Annotated in this window: 10 protein-coding genes; 3 read left to right on the top strand and 7 right to left on the bottom strand. The window is 71.2% G+C overall.

All coding sequences use genetic code 11. The features are described 5' to 3' along the window. The first annotated feature begins 41 nt into the window (after positions 1 to 41). Together ACWD35_RS09580 and ACWD35_RS09575 are read left to right on the top strand one after the other, a co-directional pair. The gene (locus ACWD35_RS09580) at positions 42 to 305 is read left to right on the top strand and encodes a DUF2530 domain-containing protein (RefSeq protein ID WP_451350599.1); all 264 of its coding nucleotides are present in this window, start codon (positions 42 to 44) and stop codon (positions 303 to 305) included. Between the two features lie 59 nt (positions 306 to 364). Then, positions 365 to 2,761: an HAD-IC family P-type ATPase gene (locus ACWD35_RS09575; protein WP_451350598.1), complete on the top strand. Its 2,397-nt coding sequence runs from the start codon at positions 365 to 367 to the stop codon at positions 2,759 to 2,761. Positions 2,762 to 2,770: 9 nt separating this feature from the next. Here the strand turns inward: ACWD35_RS09575 and ACWD35_RS09570 are convergent, their stop codons facing one another. From ACWD35_RS09570 to ACWD35_RS09540, 7 genes are all read right to left on the bottom strand, one after another. After that, positions 2,771 to 3,604: a hypothetical protein gene (locus ACWD35_RS09570; protein ID WP_451350597.1), complete on the bottom strand. Its 834-nt coding sequence runs from the start codon at positions 3,602 to 3,604 to the stop codon at positions 2,771 to 2,773. Positions 3,605 to 3,819: 215 nt separating this feature from the next. After that, positions 3,820 to 4,761, bottom strand: a complete 942-nt coding sequence (locus ACWD35_RS09565) for a hypothetical protein (RefSeq protein WP_451350596.1) — start codon at positions 4,759 to 4,761, stop codon at positions 3,820 to 3,822. Between the two features lie 116 nt (positions 4,762 to 4,877). Continuing rightward, positions 4,878 to 5,645: a calcium-binding protein gene (locus tag ACWD35_RS09560; RefSeq protein WP_451350595.1), complete on the bottom strand. Its 768-nt coding sequence runs from the start codon at positions 5,643 to 5,645 to the stop codon at positions 4,878 to 4,880. 112 nt (positions 5,646 to 5,757) lie between these two features. Continuing rightward, complete coding sequence (locus tag ACWD35_RS09555; RefSeq protein WP_451350594.1) at positions 5,758 to 8,889, bottom strand: sacsin N-terminal ATP-binding-like domain-containing protein; 3,132 nt, start codon at positions 8,887 to 8,889, stop codon at positions 5,758 to 5,760. Positions 8,890 to 9,004: 115 nt separating this feature from the next. Next, a complete protein-coding gene (locus ACWD35_RS09550) occupies positions 9,005 to 9,415 on the bottom strand; it encodes a hypothetical protein (RefSeq protein ID WP_451350593.1) in 411 nt (136 codons plus the stop codon). A 340-nt stretch (positions 9,416 to 9,755) separates the two neighbouring features. After that, on the bottom strand, positions 9,756 to 10,298 hold the full coding sequence (locus ACWD35_RS09545) for a hypothetical protein (RefSeq protein WP_451350592.1): 543 nt from the start codon (positions 10,296 to 10,298) through the stop codon (positions 9,756 to 9,758). Positions 10,299 to 11,081: 783 nt separating this feature from the next. Further along, the gene (locus tag ACWD35_RS09540) at positions 11,082 to 12,008 is read right to left on the bottom strand and encodes a DUF3027 domain-containing protein (RefSeq protein WP_451350591.1); all 927 of its coding nucleotides are present in this window, start codon (positions 12,006 to 12,008) and stop codon (positions 11,082 to 11,084) included. A gap of 352 nt (positions 12,009 to 12,360) precedes the next feature. Between ACWD35_RS09540 and ACWD35_RS09535 the strand changes: the two genes are divergently transcribed. Beyond that, on the top strand, positions 12,361 to 13,752 hold the full coding sequence (locus ACWD35_RS09535) for an MFS transporter (RefSeq protein WP_451350810.1): 1,392 nt from the start codon (positions 12,361 to 12,363) through the stop codon (positions 13,750 to 13,752). Positions 13,753 to 13,783 lie beyond the last annotated feature (31 nt).

Raw genomic sequence — 13,783 nt, 5'->3', positions numbered from 1 at the left:
ATCTCCGCGCGTAGACCCAATCGCCTCGTAAGCTGTCTGCCATGGCTAAGTGGACCCCGAAGCACGAGGCGCCGGAGCCCCTGGAGGGGCCTGTGGTCGCCACCATCACCGGCGGCACGATCGTGTGGTTCGTCCTCTTCCTGGTCCAGCTGCCCTTCTACGGCTGGTTCCACGACCACGGCCACCTGTGGTGGCTCTGGACCTGCCTGGCCGGCGGCGGGCTCGGCCTGATCGGCATCTGGTACGTCCGCAGGCGCGACGCGGCGATCAAGCGGGCCGCCGCGCTGGGCTCCGGCCAGGGCTGAACTTCTGATCCGAGCGATTCGGTGGGCGGGCGGGCAGAACCGCACGTAACGTCGAATGCATGTCCCACATAGACGCGGGCGCTGAACTCGACCCCGTCCATCCCATGGCCCTGCCCGAGGGCCGGCCGGCCGGGCTGACTACTGCCGAAGTCGCCGAGAGAGTGGCACGCGGGCAGGTCAACGACGTTCCGGTGCGCAGCAGCCGGTCGTTCGGGGAGATCGTCCGCGCGAACGTCTTCACCCGGTTCAACGCGATCATCGGCGTGCTCTGGGTGGTCATGCTGTCCGTCGCGCCGATCCAGGACAGCTTCTTCGGCTTCGTGATCCTCGCCAACACCGGCATCGGCATCGTCCAGGAATGGCGCGCCAAGCAGACCCTGGACTCGCTCGCCGTGATCGGCGAGGCCCGGCCGACCGTACGGCGGGACGGCAACGCCGTCGAGATCGCCACAAGCGAGATCGTGCTGGGCGACCTCATCGAGACGGGCCCCGGCGACAAGATCGTCGTGGACGGCGTGTGCGCCGAGGCCGACGGGCTGGAGATCGACGAGTCGCTGCTCACCGGCGAGGCCGACCCCGTCGTCAAACGCCCCGGCGACCCGGTCATGTCGGGCAGCTTCGTGGTCGCCGGCGGCGGTGCCTTCCAGGCGACCAAGGTGGGCCGGGAGGCGTACGCCGCCCAGCTCGCCGAGGAGGCCTCCCGCTTCACCCTCGTCCACTCCGAGCTGCGCACCGGCATCTCCACGATCCTCAAGTACGTGACCTGGATGATGGTCCCGGCGGCCATCGGACTCGTCATCACGCAGCTCGTCGTCAAGAACTACGGGTTCAAGGACGCCGTCGCCCGCACCGTCGGCGGCATCGTCCCGATGGTCCCGGAGGGGCTGGTGCTGCTCACCTCGGTCGCCTTCGCGATCGGGGTGATCCGGCTGGGCCGGCAGCAGTGTCTTGTGCAGGAACTCCCGGCCATCGAGGGCCTGGCCCGCGTCGACACGGTCTGCCTGGACAAGACCGGCACGCTCACCGAGGGCGGCATGGACGTCAGCGAGCTGCGGACCCTCGACGGCTACGACGAGTCGTACGTGCGCAAGGTGCTCGGCGCCCTCGGCGAGTCCGACCCGCGCCCCAACGCCTCCCTCCAGGCCGTCATCGACGCCTTCCCGGACAGCGAGGAGTGGCGCTGCATCGAGTCGCTGCCCTTCTCCTCCGCCCGCAAGTACAGCGGCGCCGCCTTCAGCGAGGGCGACGGCGAGGCCAGCACCTGGCTGCTGGGCGCCCCCGACGTCCTGCTCGCCCCCGACGACCCAGCCCTGGCCGAGACCGAGCGCCTCAACGAACAGGGCCTGCGGGTCCTCCTCCTCGCCCGCGCCACCCGCGAACTGGACGAGCCCGACCCGGCCCGCGGCGCCCGCCCCACCGCGCTCGTGGTGCTGGAGCAGCGGCTGCGCCCCGACGCGGCCGAAACCCTGCACTACTTCGCCGAGCAGGACGTACGGGCCAAGGTCATCTCCGGGGACAACGCGGTCTCCGTCGGCGCGGTCGCCGCCAAGCTGGGGCTCAAGGGCTCCGCGGTGGACGCGCGGCGGCTGCCCGCCGGCCGGGCGGAGATGGCGGACGCGCTGGACGAGGCGACCGTCTTCGGCCGGGTCACCCCGCAGCAGAAGCGGGACATGGTCGGCGCGCTCCAGTCGCGCGGGCACACGGTCGCGATGACCGGCGACGGCGTGAACGACGTACTGGCCCTCAAGGACGCGGACATCGGCGTGGCCATGGGCTCGGGCTCGGAGGCGACCCGGGCGGTCGCGCAGATCGTGCTGCTGAACAACAGCTTCGCCACGCTGCCGTCGGTGGTCGGCGAGGGCCGCCGGGTGATCGGCAATATCACGCGGGTGGCGACGCTGTTCCTGGTGAAGACGGTCTACTCGGTGCTGCTGGCCGTGCTGGTGGTGTGCTGGGGGGTCGAGTACCCCTTCCTGCCCCGGCACCTGACCCTGCTGTCCACCCTCACCATCGGTGTCCCCGCCTTCTTCCTGGCCCTCGCCCCGAACAAGGAACGCGCGCGCCCGCACTTCGTACGGCAGGTGATGCGGTACTCGATCCCGGGGGGCGTGGTGGCCGGGGTGGCGACCTTCGTGATGTACCTGGTCGCCCGGCACTACTACACCGGGCCCGGCCAGCTGGACGCCGAGACCAGTGCGGCGACGCTGACCCTGTTCCTGATCTCGATGTGGGTCCTGGCGATCATCGCCCGCCCCTACACCTGGTGGCGGATCGCCCTGGTGGCCGCGATGGGCCTGTCCTTCGTCCTCGTCCTGGCCGTGCCGTCCCTGCAGAGCTTCTTCGCCCTGAAGCTGGTGGGCGTCACCATGCCGTGGACGGCGGTCGGCCTGGCGGTGGTGGCGGCGGCCGTCCTGGAGCTCATCTGGAGCTGGGTCGGCCGCCGCGTTCCTGCTTAGCGCTCGGTCTTACTGGACGTCGACGAAGTCAGACGCCGAGTTGACGCCGGGCGTCGACGTGGCGCCCGCGTAGCTGTAGCGGTAGTAGCCGTCGACCGAGGCGGTGGTCGTCGTCTTCACGTCGCCCGTGGTGGCCGACGTGACGGTCTTCAGCGTGGTCCAGGTGGTGCTGCCCTTCGCCTGGAACTGCAGCTTCACCGACTGGCCGCCGACCGCGTTGTACGTGCCGTGCTCCCAGTCGGCTCGGGTGAGCTTGCCGGTGACCGTGATGGTCGCGCCCTTCTTCACCGGCTCGGGCGTGGCGTCGGCGGTGAGCTTGGAGTAGCGCTGCACCAGGGTGGTGGCCATGCCGCTCTGGTCCTTGAAGCCGACCTTGCTCATGTCAGGGTTGTTCTGGTCCTGGCCGTTGAAGGCGATGGCCTCGGCGGCCACGCTCCAGCTGCCGGACCAGGCGTTCTTCAGGTAGTGGTCGGCCGGGTAGATGTTGACGTAGCCCGTGCAGGTGGCGGTGGTGGACGAGGTGGGCGTGCAGGTCGCCGGGTTGTCGCCGTCCAGCTCGCCGGTCGGGGTGTCGAAGCTGCCCTTGTAGAGATAGGCGTCCGTATAGAAGTCCGTCGCGGCGATGTTCACGTCGGAGCCGTGGGTCAGCGTGTACGTGTACTTGACGCTGACCTCGTTGGTGGTCCCGACCTTGACCGCCTTGGCGATCGAAAGGTTCGAGAAGCTGGCGTTCAGCGTGTACGGCGTGCCCGAGTCGGTGGCGGCCTGCGCGGCCGACGGCACAACAAGAGCGGACAGGGCCAGGGCGCCGGAGACGGCGGCCACAGCGGCACGTATGCGCATGTGCGTTCCCTTGGAGGGAGAAGTGATCAAGGAGTCGGTTGACTCAAGCGATCAGATCACGGGGGGATGCGACTGGTTGTACGGCCGTTGCCCGCCGCAGCCAGATTTTGTGCGCCGATTGCTGATCCGTTGCATAAGTGAGAGGAAGCATTCCGGCCCCGGCGGAGGAAAGCCGCGCCGGGGCCGGAATGGGGTGCTTACTGCACGTCGGGGGCTTACTGCACGTCGACGAAGTCAGCCGCGGACTTGACCGCCGGGGTGGTCGAGGTGCCCGCGAAGTAGAAGCGGTAGTAGCCGTCGACGGTCGCGGTGGTCGTCGTCTTCAGGTAGCCCGTCGTGGAGGACGACGTGGTGGTCTTCAGGGTGGTGTACGAGGTGCCGCCCTTCTTGAAGAACTGCAGCTGCACGGGCTGGTTGGTGTAGCCCGCGTACTTGTGCGTCTCCCAGTTGGCCCGGGTGAGGTAACCGGTGACGGTGATGGTCTTGCCCTTGGCCACCGGCTCTGGGGAGGCGTTGGCGGTCAGCTTGGAGTAACGCTGGAGCTTGACCTTGGCCAGCGCGTCCTGGCCGGCGTAGCCGACCTTGCTCCAGTCGATGTTGTCCGACATCGGGTCCTGGTCGTTCCAGTCGAAGGCGTAGCCCTCGGCCGTCCAGGTGGCGGCATCGGCGTTGACCAGCTCGACGTCCGGGTAGACGTCGATGGTGCCCTTGCAGGTCGCGGTGGTCGCCGAGGTGTCGGTGCAGGTCGGCCAGTCGTCGCCGAAGAGGTACCGGATGTTCTCCGGGTCGCTGTAGGAGCCGCGGTAGAGGTCCACGTCCAGGTTGACGTCGGAGGCGTGCAGGTCGAAGCCGGCGTCGTGCGTGACCGTGAAACTCGTCGGCACGGAGACCTTGTTGGTGGTGCCCGCGACGATCGGCTTGCCGTTGTTGACCTTCACGTTGGAGAAGGTCAGGTTCAGCGCGTACGGCTCGCCGGTGTCGGCGGCGACGCCGCTGAACCCGGCCTTGCCCGAGGAGGCCTGGTGGGCGGCGTGGGCGGCCTTCACGAGGTCGGCGCGGCTGTGCTGCGGGGCGTCGGTGGCCAGGGCGGCCGGCGCGGCGAGGGCGGACAGGGCCAGGGCGCCGGAGACGGCGGCCACGGTGGCGCGAATACGCATGTGCGTTCCCCAGTCTGGAGACAGGTGGACTCGAGGTCCGGGTGGTCGAAGGCCGGTCGGCCTGCCGATCGCCCGGACCCCCTGGAAACGTGGGGGGTGGTACTTACCGAGCGGACTTACTGCACGTCGACGAAGTCGGAGACGGAGTTGGAGCCCGCGGTCGTCGTGCTGCCCGCGTAGGAGTAGCGGAAGTAGCCGTCGGCCGTCGCCGTGGTGGTCGCCTTCAGGTAGCCCGTGGACGACGAGGTGACGGTCTTCAGCGTGGTCCAGGTGGTGGTGCCCTTCTTCTGGTACTGCAGCTTCACCGACTGGGAGCCGTAGCCGCCGTACTTGAGGGTCTCCCAGTTGGCCCGGGTGAGGGAACCGGTGACAGTGATGGTCTTGCCCTTGGCCACCGGTTCCGGCGAGGCGTTGGAGGCCGCGTGGGAGGAGCGCCGGAACAGGAAGGAACCGGCCTTCTCCTTCCCGATGTAGTCGCCGTCGTTGGCGTCGACCCAGGCCTCGGCGTACCAGGTGCCGGCCATGTTGTTCATGAGGTAGTCGACCTTCGGGTCGACCTTCACGGACGCCTTGCAGGTGGAGGTGGTGGCGCTGACGGCCGTGCAGGTGGGCTTGCTCGTCATCAGGAAACCGCCGTTGGGCCCACTGAGCTGGAACTCGTCCATGCTCTTGATGCCCGAGTCGTCCGACGCCGTGACGCTGACCGTGATGGTCTTCGCGTAGTAGGTGCCGAACTCCACCTTGTTGTTACTGCCCACGACCACCTTGGTGATCGCGGTGTCGCCATCGCCGAAGTCGGCCGGCGCGGCAAAGGCGGCCGGAGCAGCGAGGGCGGACAGAGCCAGAGCGCCGGTGATGACGGCGACAGAGGCACGAATGCGCATGTGTTGTCCCCACGTTCCAATCTGGGGAGTCTTATGACTCCTGCACATGTGACCCGGGGGGACCGTAGAAGGTTGTACTAGAAGTAAGAATTCGGTGTGGGAGTTGTCGGGGTCAGTCGAACCACCGATCCCGGGCCAACTCCTCGGTCCGCGACGGGTCTTCGAGCAGGGCGGCCACCTCGAAACGGCGCGGCCACTGACCCGCCGCCCAGGCGAGGCCCGCGGCGACACCCTCCAGGGTGGCCGCGTGCAGCACGCCGTCGTCGGTGAGCCGCCAGTCGATCTCCACGCCGTCCACGACCAGTTCGTCGTGCTCGACATAGGTGCCGGGCGTGCGCGGCCCGAGCAGCACCCGCACCGACTCCGGCACGTCGTGCTCGGTGCCCGCGGAGTGCACCTCGCCGGTGACGGACTCGCTCAGCCGCCGCACCTGGAACAGCTCGGCCAGCTCGGCGGCGCGCGCCGGCCGGACGGGCAGCAGCGGGACCCCGGAGGTGAACGGCAGCAGGTCGGGCGAGTCGACCACCACGGCCTCGGCCGCGTCCACGACCTCCACCCGCCCGTCGATCACGGCCCGCAGGTCGTCCGGCAGGGTCACCTGCTCGGGGTCCAGGTCCGCCAAGGCACCGTAGAGCCCGTGCAGTTGGGCGGAGGAGACCGGCCGCTCCGGATCGGCCAGCCGCTCCAGCAGCTCGGCGGCGCCACCGGGCTCGTCCAGCAGGGCGGCCACGGAGGTCCGCACGCCGAGCGCCCGCAGCACCTGCTCGTCCTCGAACCCGGTGGCGTCGGCCTCCTCGTACAGCCCGTGCAGCAGCGGATCCCCACCGGCGGCGAGCAGCCCGGCCGGCCGGCGCCCGTCGAGGACGGGGTGCCCGCGCAACCACCAGGCGGTGTACGGCCGTACGACCTCATGGGTGCCGTCGGGCAGCAGGATCCGCACCGGCTGGGTGAGGGCGTCGCGCAGCGGCGGCTGGGCCAGCAGGGCAAGGGCCTCGGGCCAGTGGTCGTCGTCCACGAGGTCGAGGTCGCGGACGGCGACCAGCTCGGTGGCCACGGGGGGCACCGGGCTGTCCGGGAACCGGTCGAGGATGTCCTCGCACCACACGTCGACGGCGTCGAGCAGCCCGGCGTCGTCGGGCTCGGCGAAGTCACCCTCGCGGGGCTCCAGTTCATCGGGGTCGAGCACGACATCGGTGGCCCGCACGAGCGCGAAGTTCGCGAGCACCCCGCAGGCGGTCAGCGGCTGTTCGCCCCACTTCTCCGCCAGTTCGGCATCCACGGCGGCCAGTTCGTCCTCGCGGATCACCCGGGCGAAGGGGCTGCCGGGGAAGACCAGCTCACCGGCGGGGGCCGGCTCCCCGTCCTCGTCGGGCAGCGCGAGGGCGCCCAGCCAGGGCTCGTCACCGGGTTCCAGACCGGCGTCCCGGACCAGGGCGAGGACGGCGTCGGCCAGTTCCTCGGCGTCGAGGGCGTCCTCTTCCCAGCCGATCCCGCCCTCGTCGTCCAGCGAGGCGGCGACGGCGGCCCGCACCTGTGGAGTGGTCAGCACCGCGCGCGGGGAGGCGGGCAGCGCGCCCAGCTTCTCCAGCAGCGGATGCGCGGCGCCCTGGTGGGCCACCTTCAGCCCGAGCCGCGCCAGGACCTCGGGGTCGATGACCGTCGAGTCCGCGACGGGCAGCAGCACCTGCCGGGGCCCGATGGTCGTACGGCCGTCGGCGAGGGGCACGGGCAGACCGGAGAGCCGGTCGGGATCGACGCCGGCGAGGCTGTCGTAGAGGCGCCACCACCAGTCGGGGTCCTTCTCCAGCCCGGCCAGCCGGTCGATGGCGTCGGCGAGGGGCAGCCGGGCGACCCCGAGGGTGCGCAGCTCGACGCGCCGCTCCAGCCCGGCGGGCAGCAGGGTGGGCAGCACTTCGGCGAGCACCCGTACGGTCTCGGCGCCCGCGCCCTCCACGACCTCGGCGTCGCGCGGCCGGAGCACCTCGGGCAGGTCCGTGTCGTGCGCCTTGGGCTCAAGGGCCGGGGGCAGGAAGGGGGTGCGCGGCAACCGCTCCAGGATCGCCTCGCGCAGCGCGCCGTCCAGCTCGCCCTTGCCCAGCGGGCCGGGCACGAGGTCGATGGCGCCTGCCGTCACCGGCCGCCAGTCGGCGAGGAGTTCGGCGTAGGCGTCCGCCGCCCGCTGTACGAGGTAGCCGGTGAGGGGTCCGGGGGCCGCGTGCCGCCGGGTGGTGTCCAGCGGGAAGGAGGCGATGAGCAGCGCGGGGACGCCGAGGGGTTCGTCGCTGGGGGTGGGCGCGTGGACGACGGGGCTGGTACGCGGCCGGACGGGAGCACCGTAGGCATCGACGGGCACGGCCCAGGTCACCGACCAGTGCGGGCGCAGCCGCTCCTCGACCGGCCGGTCGGCGAGCAGCTCCGGGGTGAGCGGGCCGTGCGCGGAGGAGGTGCGCCAGTGCGTGATGCCGTCCCGGGAGTCCTCCACGATCGTGAAGGGGCCGTCGGTACGGCGGCTGAGCGTGCGCGGTGCCTCGTCGTCGATCTCCACGACGACCTCGTCGAGCCCCGGCAGAGCGAGGAGCAGGGCGTCGTCGACGGCGCTCAGCAACCGCTGGGCGAGATCGGCGGCGGCCGAGTCCCGCAGCGGCAGGATGACGGCGGTGTCGTACGGGTCCGGAGCGGTCCCCTCGGCGGCGAAGGGCAGCCGGAGCAGCGGTACGTGACCGTCCCGGCGCCGGATCTCGTCGCCGAGCCCCGGGCTGTGCCGGGCGGTCTCGGCGGCCAGCTCCCGCGCCTCGGCCAGCGCCCAGCGCACACCGCCGTGCCGCCCGACGACGGCGGGCTCGTCGGTGACGGCGAGTACGGCGGAGAAGCCGACGCCGAACCGGCCGACGGCACCGTGGGTGCTGGTGGCGTCCCGCTTGGCGGAGGCCCGCAGCGTGGCCAGCGACTCGACGCCGGCGGCGTCCAGTGGGGCGCCGGTGTTGGCGGCGACGAGCACGCCCTCGCGGAGAGTGAGCCGCAGCCGCCCCGGCGTTTTCGCCCGGGCGGCGGCGTCGGCGGCGTTCTGCGCCAGCTCGACAACGAGCCGGTCCCGGTACCCGCCGAGGACCAGGTCCTCCTCGGCGTTGGCGTCCTCACGGAACCGGGCGGGGCTGGTGGCCCAGGCATCGAGCACACCGCGGCGCAGACGGGCGGTACCGAAGGGGTCGGCGCCCTCGGCCGCCGGCCGCACGTACTTGCTCACGTTCACTCTCCTCGTGGTGGTGAGCAAGAAGGTACCGCTCATACGGCCGTCGGTCCGACGGGGCGGCTGCGCGGGGCCCGCTGCGGTCCCGCGCCGGCGTCCCGTCGGTCCCTCGTCAGTCCCTCGCCGTGGCCAGATGGGATCTGCGGCTGAAGTTCAGGGGGAGGTCCAGGGCGAAGAAGTCCTTTCCGTTCCCCGTCCGCGCGCGCAGGTGGATCCGGTGTTCGGCCACCGGCACCGCCTCGGGGAGCTGGAGGTTCCAGGCCTGCTGCCACGGCCCGGCGGGCGGCTGGGGGTCGCCCGACAGCCGTGCGCCCATGCCCGCCAGCAGTTCGGGCAGCCGGTAGCTCCGGTCCAGCATCTTGATCGGGCCGAACTTTATGGTCACCTTGCAGGTGACCCGGGTCAGATCGACGGTCTCTTTGAGGTGGCCGTGCATCTCCCAGCGGACCTGACGCCCGAGCCGCGGCCACGCGGGGGTCAATGTGATGTCGATGATGTCCAGGACATAGGAGTCGTCGCTCACGTCCTCCACCAGGCGCATAACTCACCTCACTCACGGGGGAAAGGGAGCCGCCCCCGGCATGCGACATGCGCCTCCTCACCCGTTCGGGGGATGGGGAGGCACCGGGAGGCAGGCCGGCGGCCATGGCGCGGGGGAACGCGCCAACAAGCGGCGTTCGAACGGGAGTCACCGGGCAGGCGCCCGGTGACTGAAGGACGGCCGCCCGGACACCAGGTGCGTGGCGCCTGGTGTCCGGCTCGGGCAGGTGCGCACGGCGCGTGGGTTGTCGGAGAATGCTGGTGTCTGGGGCCCCGGCCCGATTCCGGCGGGCCGGGGTCCCACATCATGCAGCCGGTCTGGCTCAGTAGTCCCCGTGGTGGCCGCGGACCACCCGGAAGCTGCCCACAACTCCGTCTTCGACGTGGATGCCCCTGGTGTGGTGGGGGCGCACGCCGTCGCTCTGGCTGTGCGGGCCGACAGTGGCGATGGGAGCGCCGTTGTCGCAGACCGCCCCGCGGAAGACCTCGACGGTCTTCTCGCTGTCGTTGCGGATGTTCAGGGTCTTGGCGCCGAGGCCGCTGATCACGGTGATGCAGTCGCCCGGGTGAGCGAAGTACGACCGCTCGTTGATCATGATCCGGCCGTACTCTTCGCCCTCGTGGCCCTTGCCGCCATTGTCGTTGCCGCGCTCGTTGCCATTGCCGCCGTTGTTGTTGCCATTGCCGCCACCGCCGCCGCCGAGGGGGGCGGCAGCAGCCGGGGCCTCCTGGGCGACCGGGGCGGAGACAACGGGGGCGGAGGCAACCGGGGCGGAGGCCGCCGACGCGTAGGTGATGCCGGTCGCGGCCAGAGCTGCGGCGGCTGCCGCAGCGGCCGTGACTACGGTGGAACGGGAGACCTTCATGGTGCTTCTCCTGTCTCTTGCTCTCAGAGATGCCGGCCCGTCAGCCGGTGTGTGACAAACGTACTCATGACTCCTCAAGCCGGGCATATCGAAACTGGGCTCCAGGGCGCCGATCGGGGCATTTATGGCGCTCACATGCCGCTTTTTCAGAAATTGAGAGAGAGCCAAGTCGCCTGAAAATAAGGCAGATTGGCATACTATTAGACCCTTTGGGTGATCTTCTGACGGCTGCTCACCCCCTGCCGACATGGCGTGTCGCTGCGGATGGGGTGAGGAGGGCCGTGTTAGGAGAGGTCGGCCTCCGATGGCCAGAGGCGGCCGAGGCAGCCCCTTCCACGGCTCCTACCACGGCCCCTTCCGCAGGTCGCAACGCCCGGCCGGCACCGCCTCCGCCGCCCTTGCAGACGCCACCGGCTCATACCGCGCCCGCACCCCAAATGCCCGGGCCCACAAGGCCGTTCCGGCCTACGACCGTGACCCGGAGACCCGTGCTCCGGCGCCAAGTGCGGTCTCTCCCAGGGAACATCGGGGAGAAAGGACCCCACCAAGCCCCACCCCTCGCGCCCGCAGCGCAAACTCACTCACGAGGGTGGACATCGCCAACTGGGCTGGCGTGGCGGCCCTGTTGAGGGTGCGATCCGGGGGGCAGTGCGCTGCGGGAGCTGGAGGCCGAGGGCTACCTGCGGCGCGAGCGGAAGCGCCTGCCTGGCGCCGGGCGTCGCCGCATGGCTGGCCGGCCGGCGCCGTCCTCACCGACATCCACCGCGCCCCCGACGGGCCGCGCTACGAGTGACCCAGTTCCGCCGTCTCCTCGTCGCCCGTCTCCGGGACCGAGCCCGAGTCGCGGGCCGGGCGGAGCGGGAAGGGGTCGACCCTTGTCTCGTCGATGACCGGGGTCGCCGGCTGGGGCGGCTTCGGCATGACCGCCGCTTCCGAGTGGCCGCCGCAGCCGTACGCCAGGGAGACCACGCGGCCGTCGGCCGGGGAGAACTCGTTGGCGCAGACGCCGAAGGCCTGGCCGAGGGAGCCGCCGATGGGGTTGAGGAAGCCGCACGTCATGCAGGTCGCCGGGGCTGCCTGGGCCATCGGCGTCTTCGGGCCGTAGGCCTCCTCCCAGCGGTCGGCCGCCACGTGCAGGCCGTAGCGGGACAGGACGCGGGCGCGGCGCATGCCCAGTTCCTCGGCGATCGCCGCGATGGAGCCCCGGGACGGGGTCGTCGGCTGGACTGCGGGGGCGCCCGGGGTCACGTCCGCGTCCTCGGCGTCCGCCAGCTCCGCCAGTTCCTCGGAGACGAGCGAGTTCGGCGGCGCCGCCTCCTCGCCGGTGTAGCCGGGCTCCAGGCGCAGGTCCTCCTGGTCGGTGGGGAGCAGATCGCCGGGGCCGAGGTCGCCGGGCCGCAGCCGCTCGCTCCACGGCACCCACTCCGGGGCGAGGAGGGCGTCGGGGCCAGGGAGGAGGACGACCTCGTCCAAGGTAACGATCTTGGCACGGGAGGCGCGGGCGACCGTCGCGGCCCAGCGCCAGCCTCGGTAGCCCGACTCCTTGCACTCGAAGAAGTGCGTGACGACGCGGTCACCCTCCGACACCAGGCCGACGTGCTCGCCGACCACGCCGGGCGCGGCGGCCTCCTCGGCTGCGGCGCGGGCGAGGTCGACAGCCTCGGCGCACAGGCGGTCAGGGGTGCGGCTTCGCGTTGTCGCTGCGCTCACGGGTATCGCTTCTCTCCTACGCCGTCTCAATGAGTGCGGCTGCCTGGGCGGTGAAGCGGACGGAGCGGACCTGGGGACCGCATCGACGTCTGCATCCGACCGCGCTCGGGCGCACCTCTGCCATCCATTCTGCGTTATGGCTGAGATATGCACGCTACACCGACGGGATTCTTCGCCGCTCCATGGTGGTGCCTCCCGTCCGCCCGTCGGTCCCGGTCGGCTGGAAGCACACCGTCACAAACGGGTTCAGACGGCCGAAACACACCACCTGCGGGGCAGGGTCCTCGGGGAGAAGGTCGGCCTCGTGTGCGCGGTGACGGCACTATTCGGACGGTTCTCGGGGCACTATGGCGTGGTGGCAGCCGCGGGTGGCGGGAGTGGGCGAGGTGGCGGTGCGGGGCTCCGAGGGGCCGTCCGCGCGGTCGGCCGTGCCCTGCGCTCTCCCTTCACCGGCACGGCGCGCTGTATCCGGAAGGCCACGCACGCGCACGGCGCCGGTGAGTCGGGGCTCGGCAAGCTGATCGAGCTGCACGCGGTGAACGGCGCCGGCGACGTCATGATCACCGTCGCGCTCGCGTCCACCATCTTCTTCTCCGTACCCACCGCCGAGGCGCGCGGGCGCGTCGCGCTGTACCTCGCCATCACCATGGCCCCCTTCACCGTCCTCGCGCCCGTCATCGGCCCGCTGCTGGACCGGCTGCCGCACGGCCGCCGCGCGGCGATGGCGGGCTCCATGCTGGCCCGCGCCCTGCTCGCGCTCATCCTCTCGGGGGCCGTGGCCAGCGGGGGTCTGGAGCTGTATCCCGCCGCGCTCGGCGTGCTCGTGGCGTCCAAGGCGTACGGGGTGGTCAGGAGTGCCGTCGTACCGCGGCTGCTGCCGTCCCGGTTCTCGCTCGTGAAGGCCAACTCCCGGGTCACCCTCGCCGGGTTGCTGGCCACCGCCGTGGCCGCGCCGGTGGCGGCGGGGCTGCACGCCATCGGGGACCCCTGGCCGCTCTACGGCGCCTTCGTGATCTTCCTGGCGGGTACGTTCCTGTCCCTCTCCCTGCCGCACAAGGTGGACTCGGCCAAGGGCGAGGACAGGGCGCTGCTCGCCGCGGACGCCGAGCATCTGCACGGGCCGCTCCGCAAGACGGTGAAGCGGCCGGGGCTGCGGACCGTCGGCCCCGCCGTCACGCACGCGCTCGGCGCCAACGCCGCCCTGCGCTGCCTGTCCGGCTTCCTGATCTTCTTCCTCGCCTTCCTGCTGCGCGAGCAGCCGCTGACCGGGGAGAGTGCGGCGGTTTCGCTCGGGATAGTGGGCGGCGCGGCCGGCACGGGCAACGCCCTGGGGACGGCGATGGGGGCGTGGCTCAAAACACGCGCACCGGAGATCATCATCGTCACCGTGGTCGCGCTGGCGCTCGGGACGGCGCTCGTGGCCGCCGTGTTCTTCGGGGCCTTCCTGGTGGCCTGCCTGGCCGCGGTCGCCGGGTTCGCGCAGGCGCTGGCCAAGCTGTCCCTGGACGCGCTGATCCAGCGTGACGTGCCGGAACTGGTGCGGACCTCGGCGTTCGCCCGCTCGGAGACGCTGCTCCAGATGGCTTGGGTGTTCGGCGGCGCGGTCGGCATCGTGCTGCCGCTCAACGGCACCCTCGGCATGGCCGTGGCCGCCGCACTGGTGGGTGCCGGCTGGCTGAGCACCCTGCGCGGGCTGCTCGACTCCGCCCGGCACAGCGGCCGGCCCAGGGCGCGAGTGGCGTAACGAACCGGGCACGCCGCACCCCACTCGGGCG

It is taken from the genome of Streptomyces sp. NPDC002671, from assembly GCF_053592475.1.
The sequence above is the reverse complement of the archived record's forward strand: the minus strand, read 5'-3'. Positions and strand labels throughout refer to the sequence as shown.

Coding starts and splice junctions, on each gene's coding strand:
- ACWD35_RS09570 (WP_451350597.1), bottom strand. CDS start 3,604: ATGCGCATACGTGCCGCTGTGGCCGCCGTCTCCGGCGCCCTGGCCCTG.
- ACWD35_RS09565 (WP_451350596.1), bottom strand. CDS start 4,761: ATGCGTATTCGCGCCACCGTGGCCGCCGTCTCCGGCGCCCTGGCCCTG.
- ACWD35_RS09545 (WP_451350592.1), bottom strand. CDS start 10,298: ATGAAGGTCTCCCGTTCCACCGTAGTCACGGCCGCTGCGGCAGCCGCC.
- ACWD35_RS09560 (WP_451350595.1), bottom strand. CDS start 5,645: ATGCGCATTCGTGCCTCTGTCGCCGTCATCACCGGCGCTCTGGCTCTG.
- ACWD35_RS09575 (WP_451350598.1), top strand. CDS start 365: ATGTCCCACATAGACGCGGGCGCTGAACTCGACCCCGTCCATCCCATG.
- ACWD35_RS09580 (WP_451350599.1), top strand. CDS start 42: ATGGCTAAGTGGACCCCGAAGCACGAGGCGCCGGAGCCCCTGGAGGGG.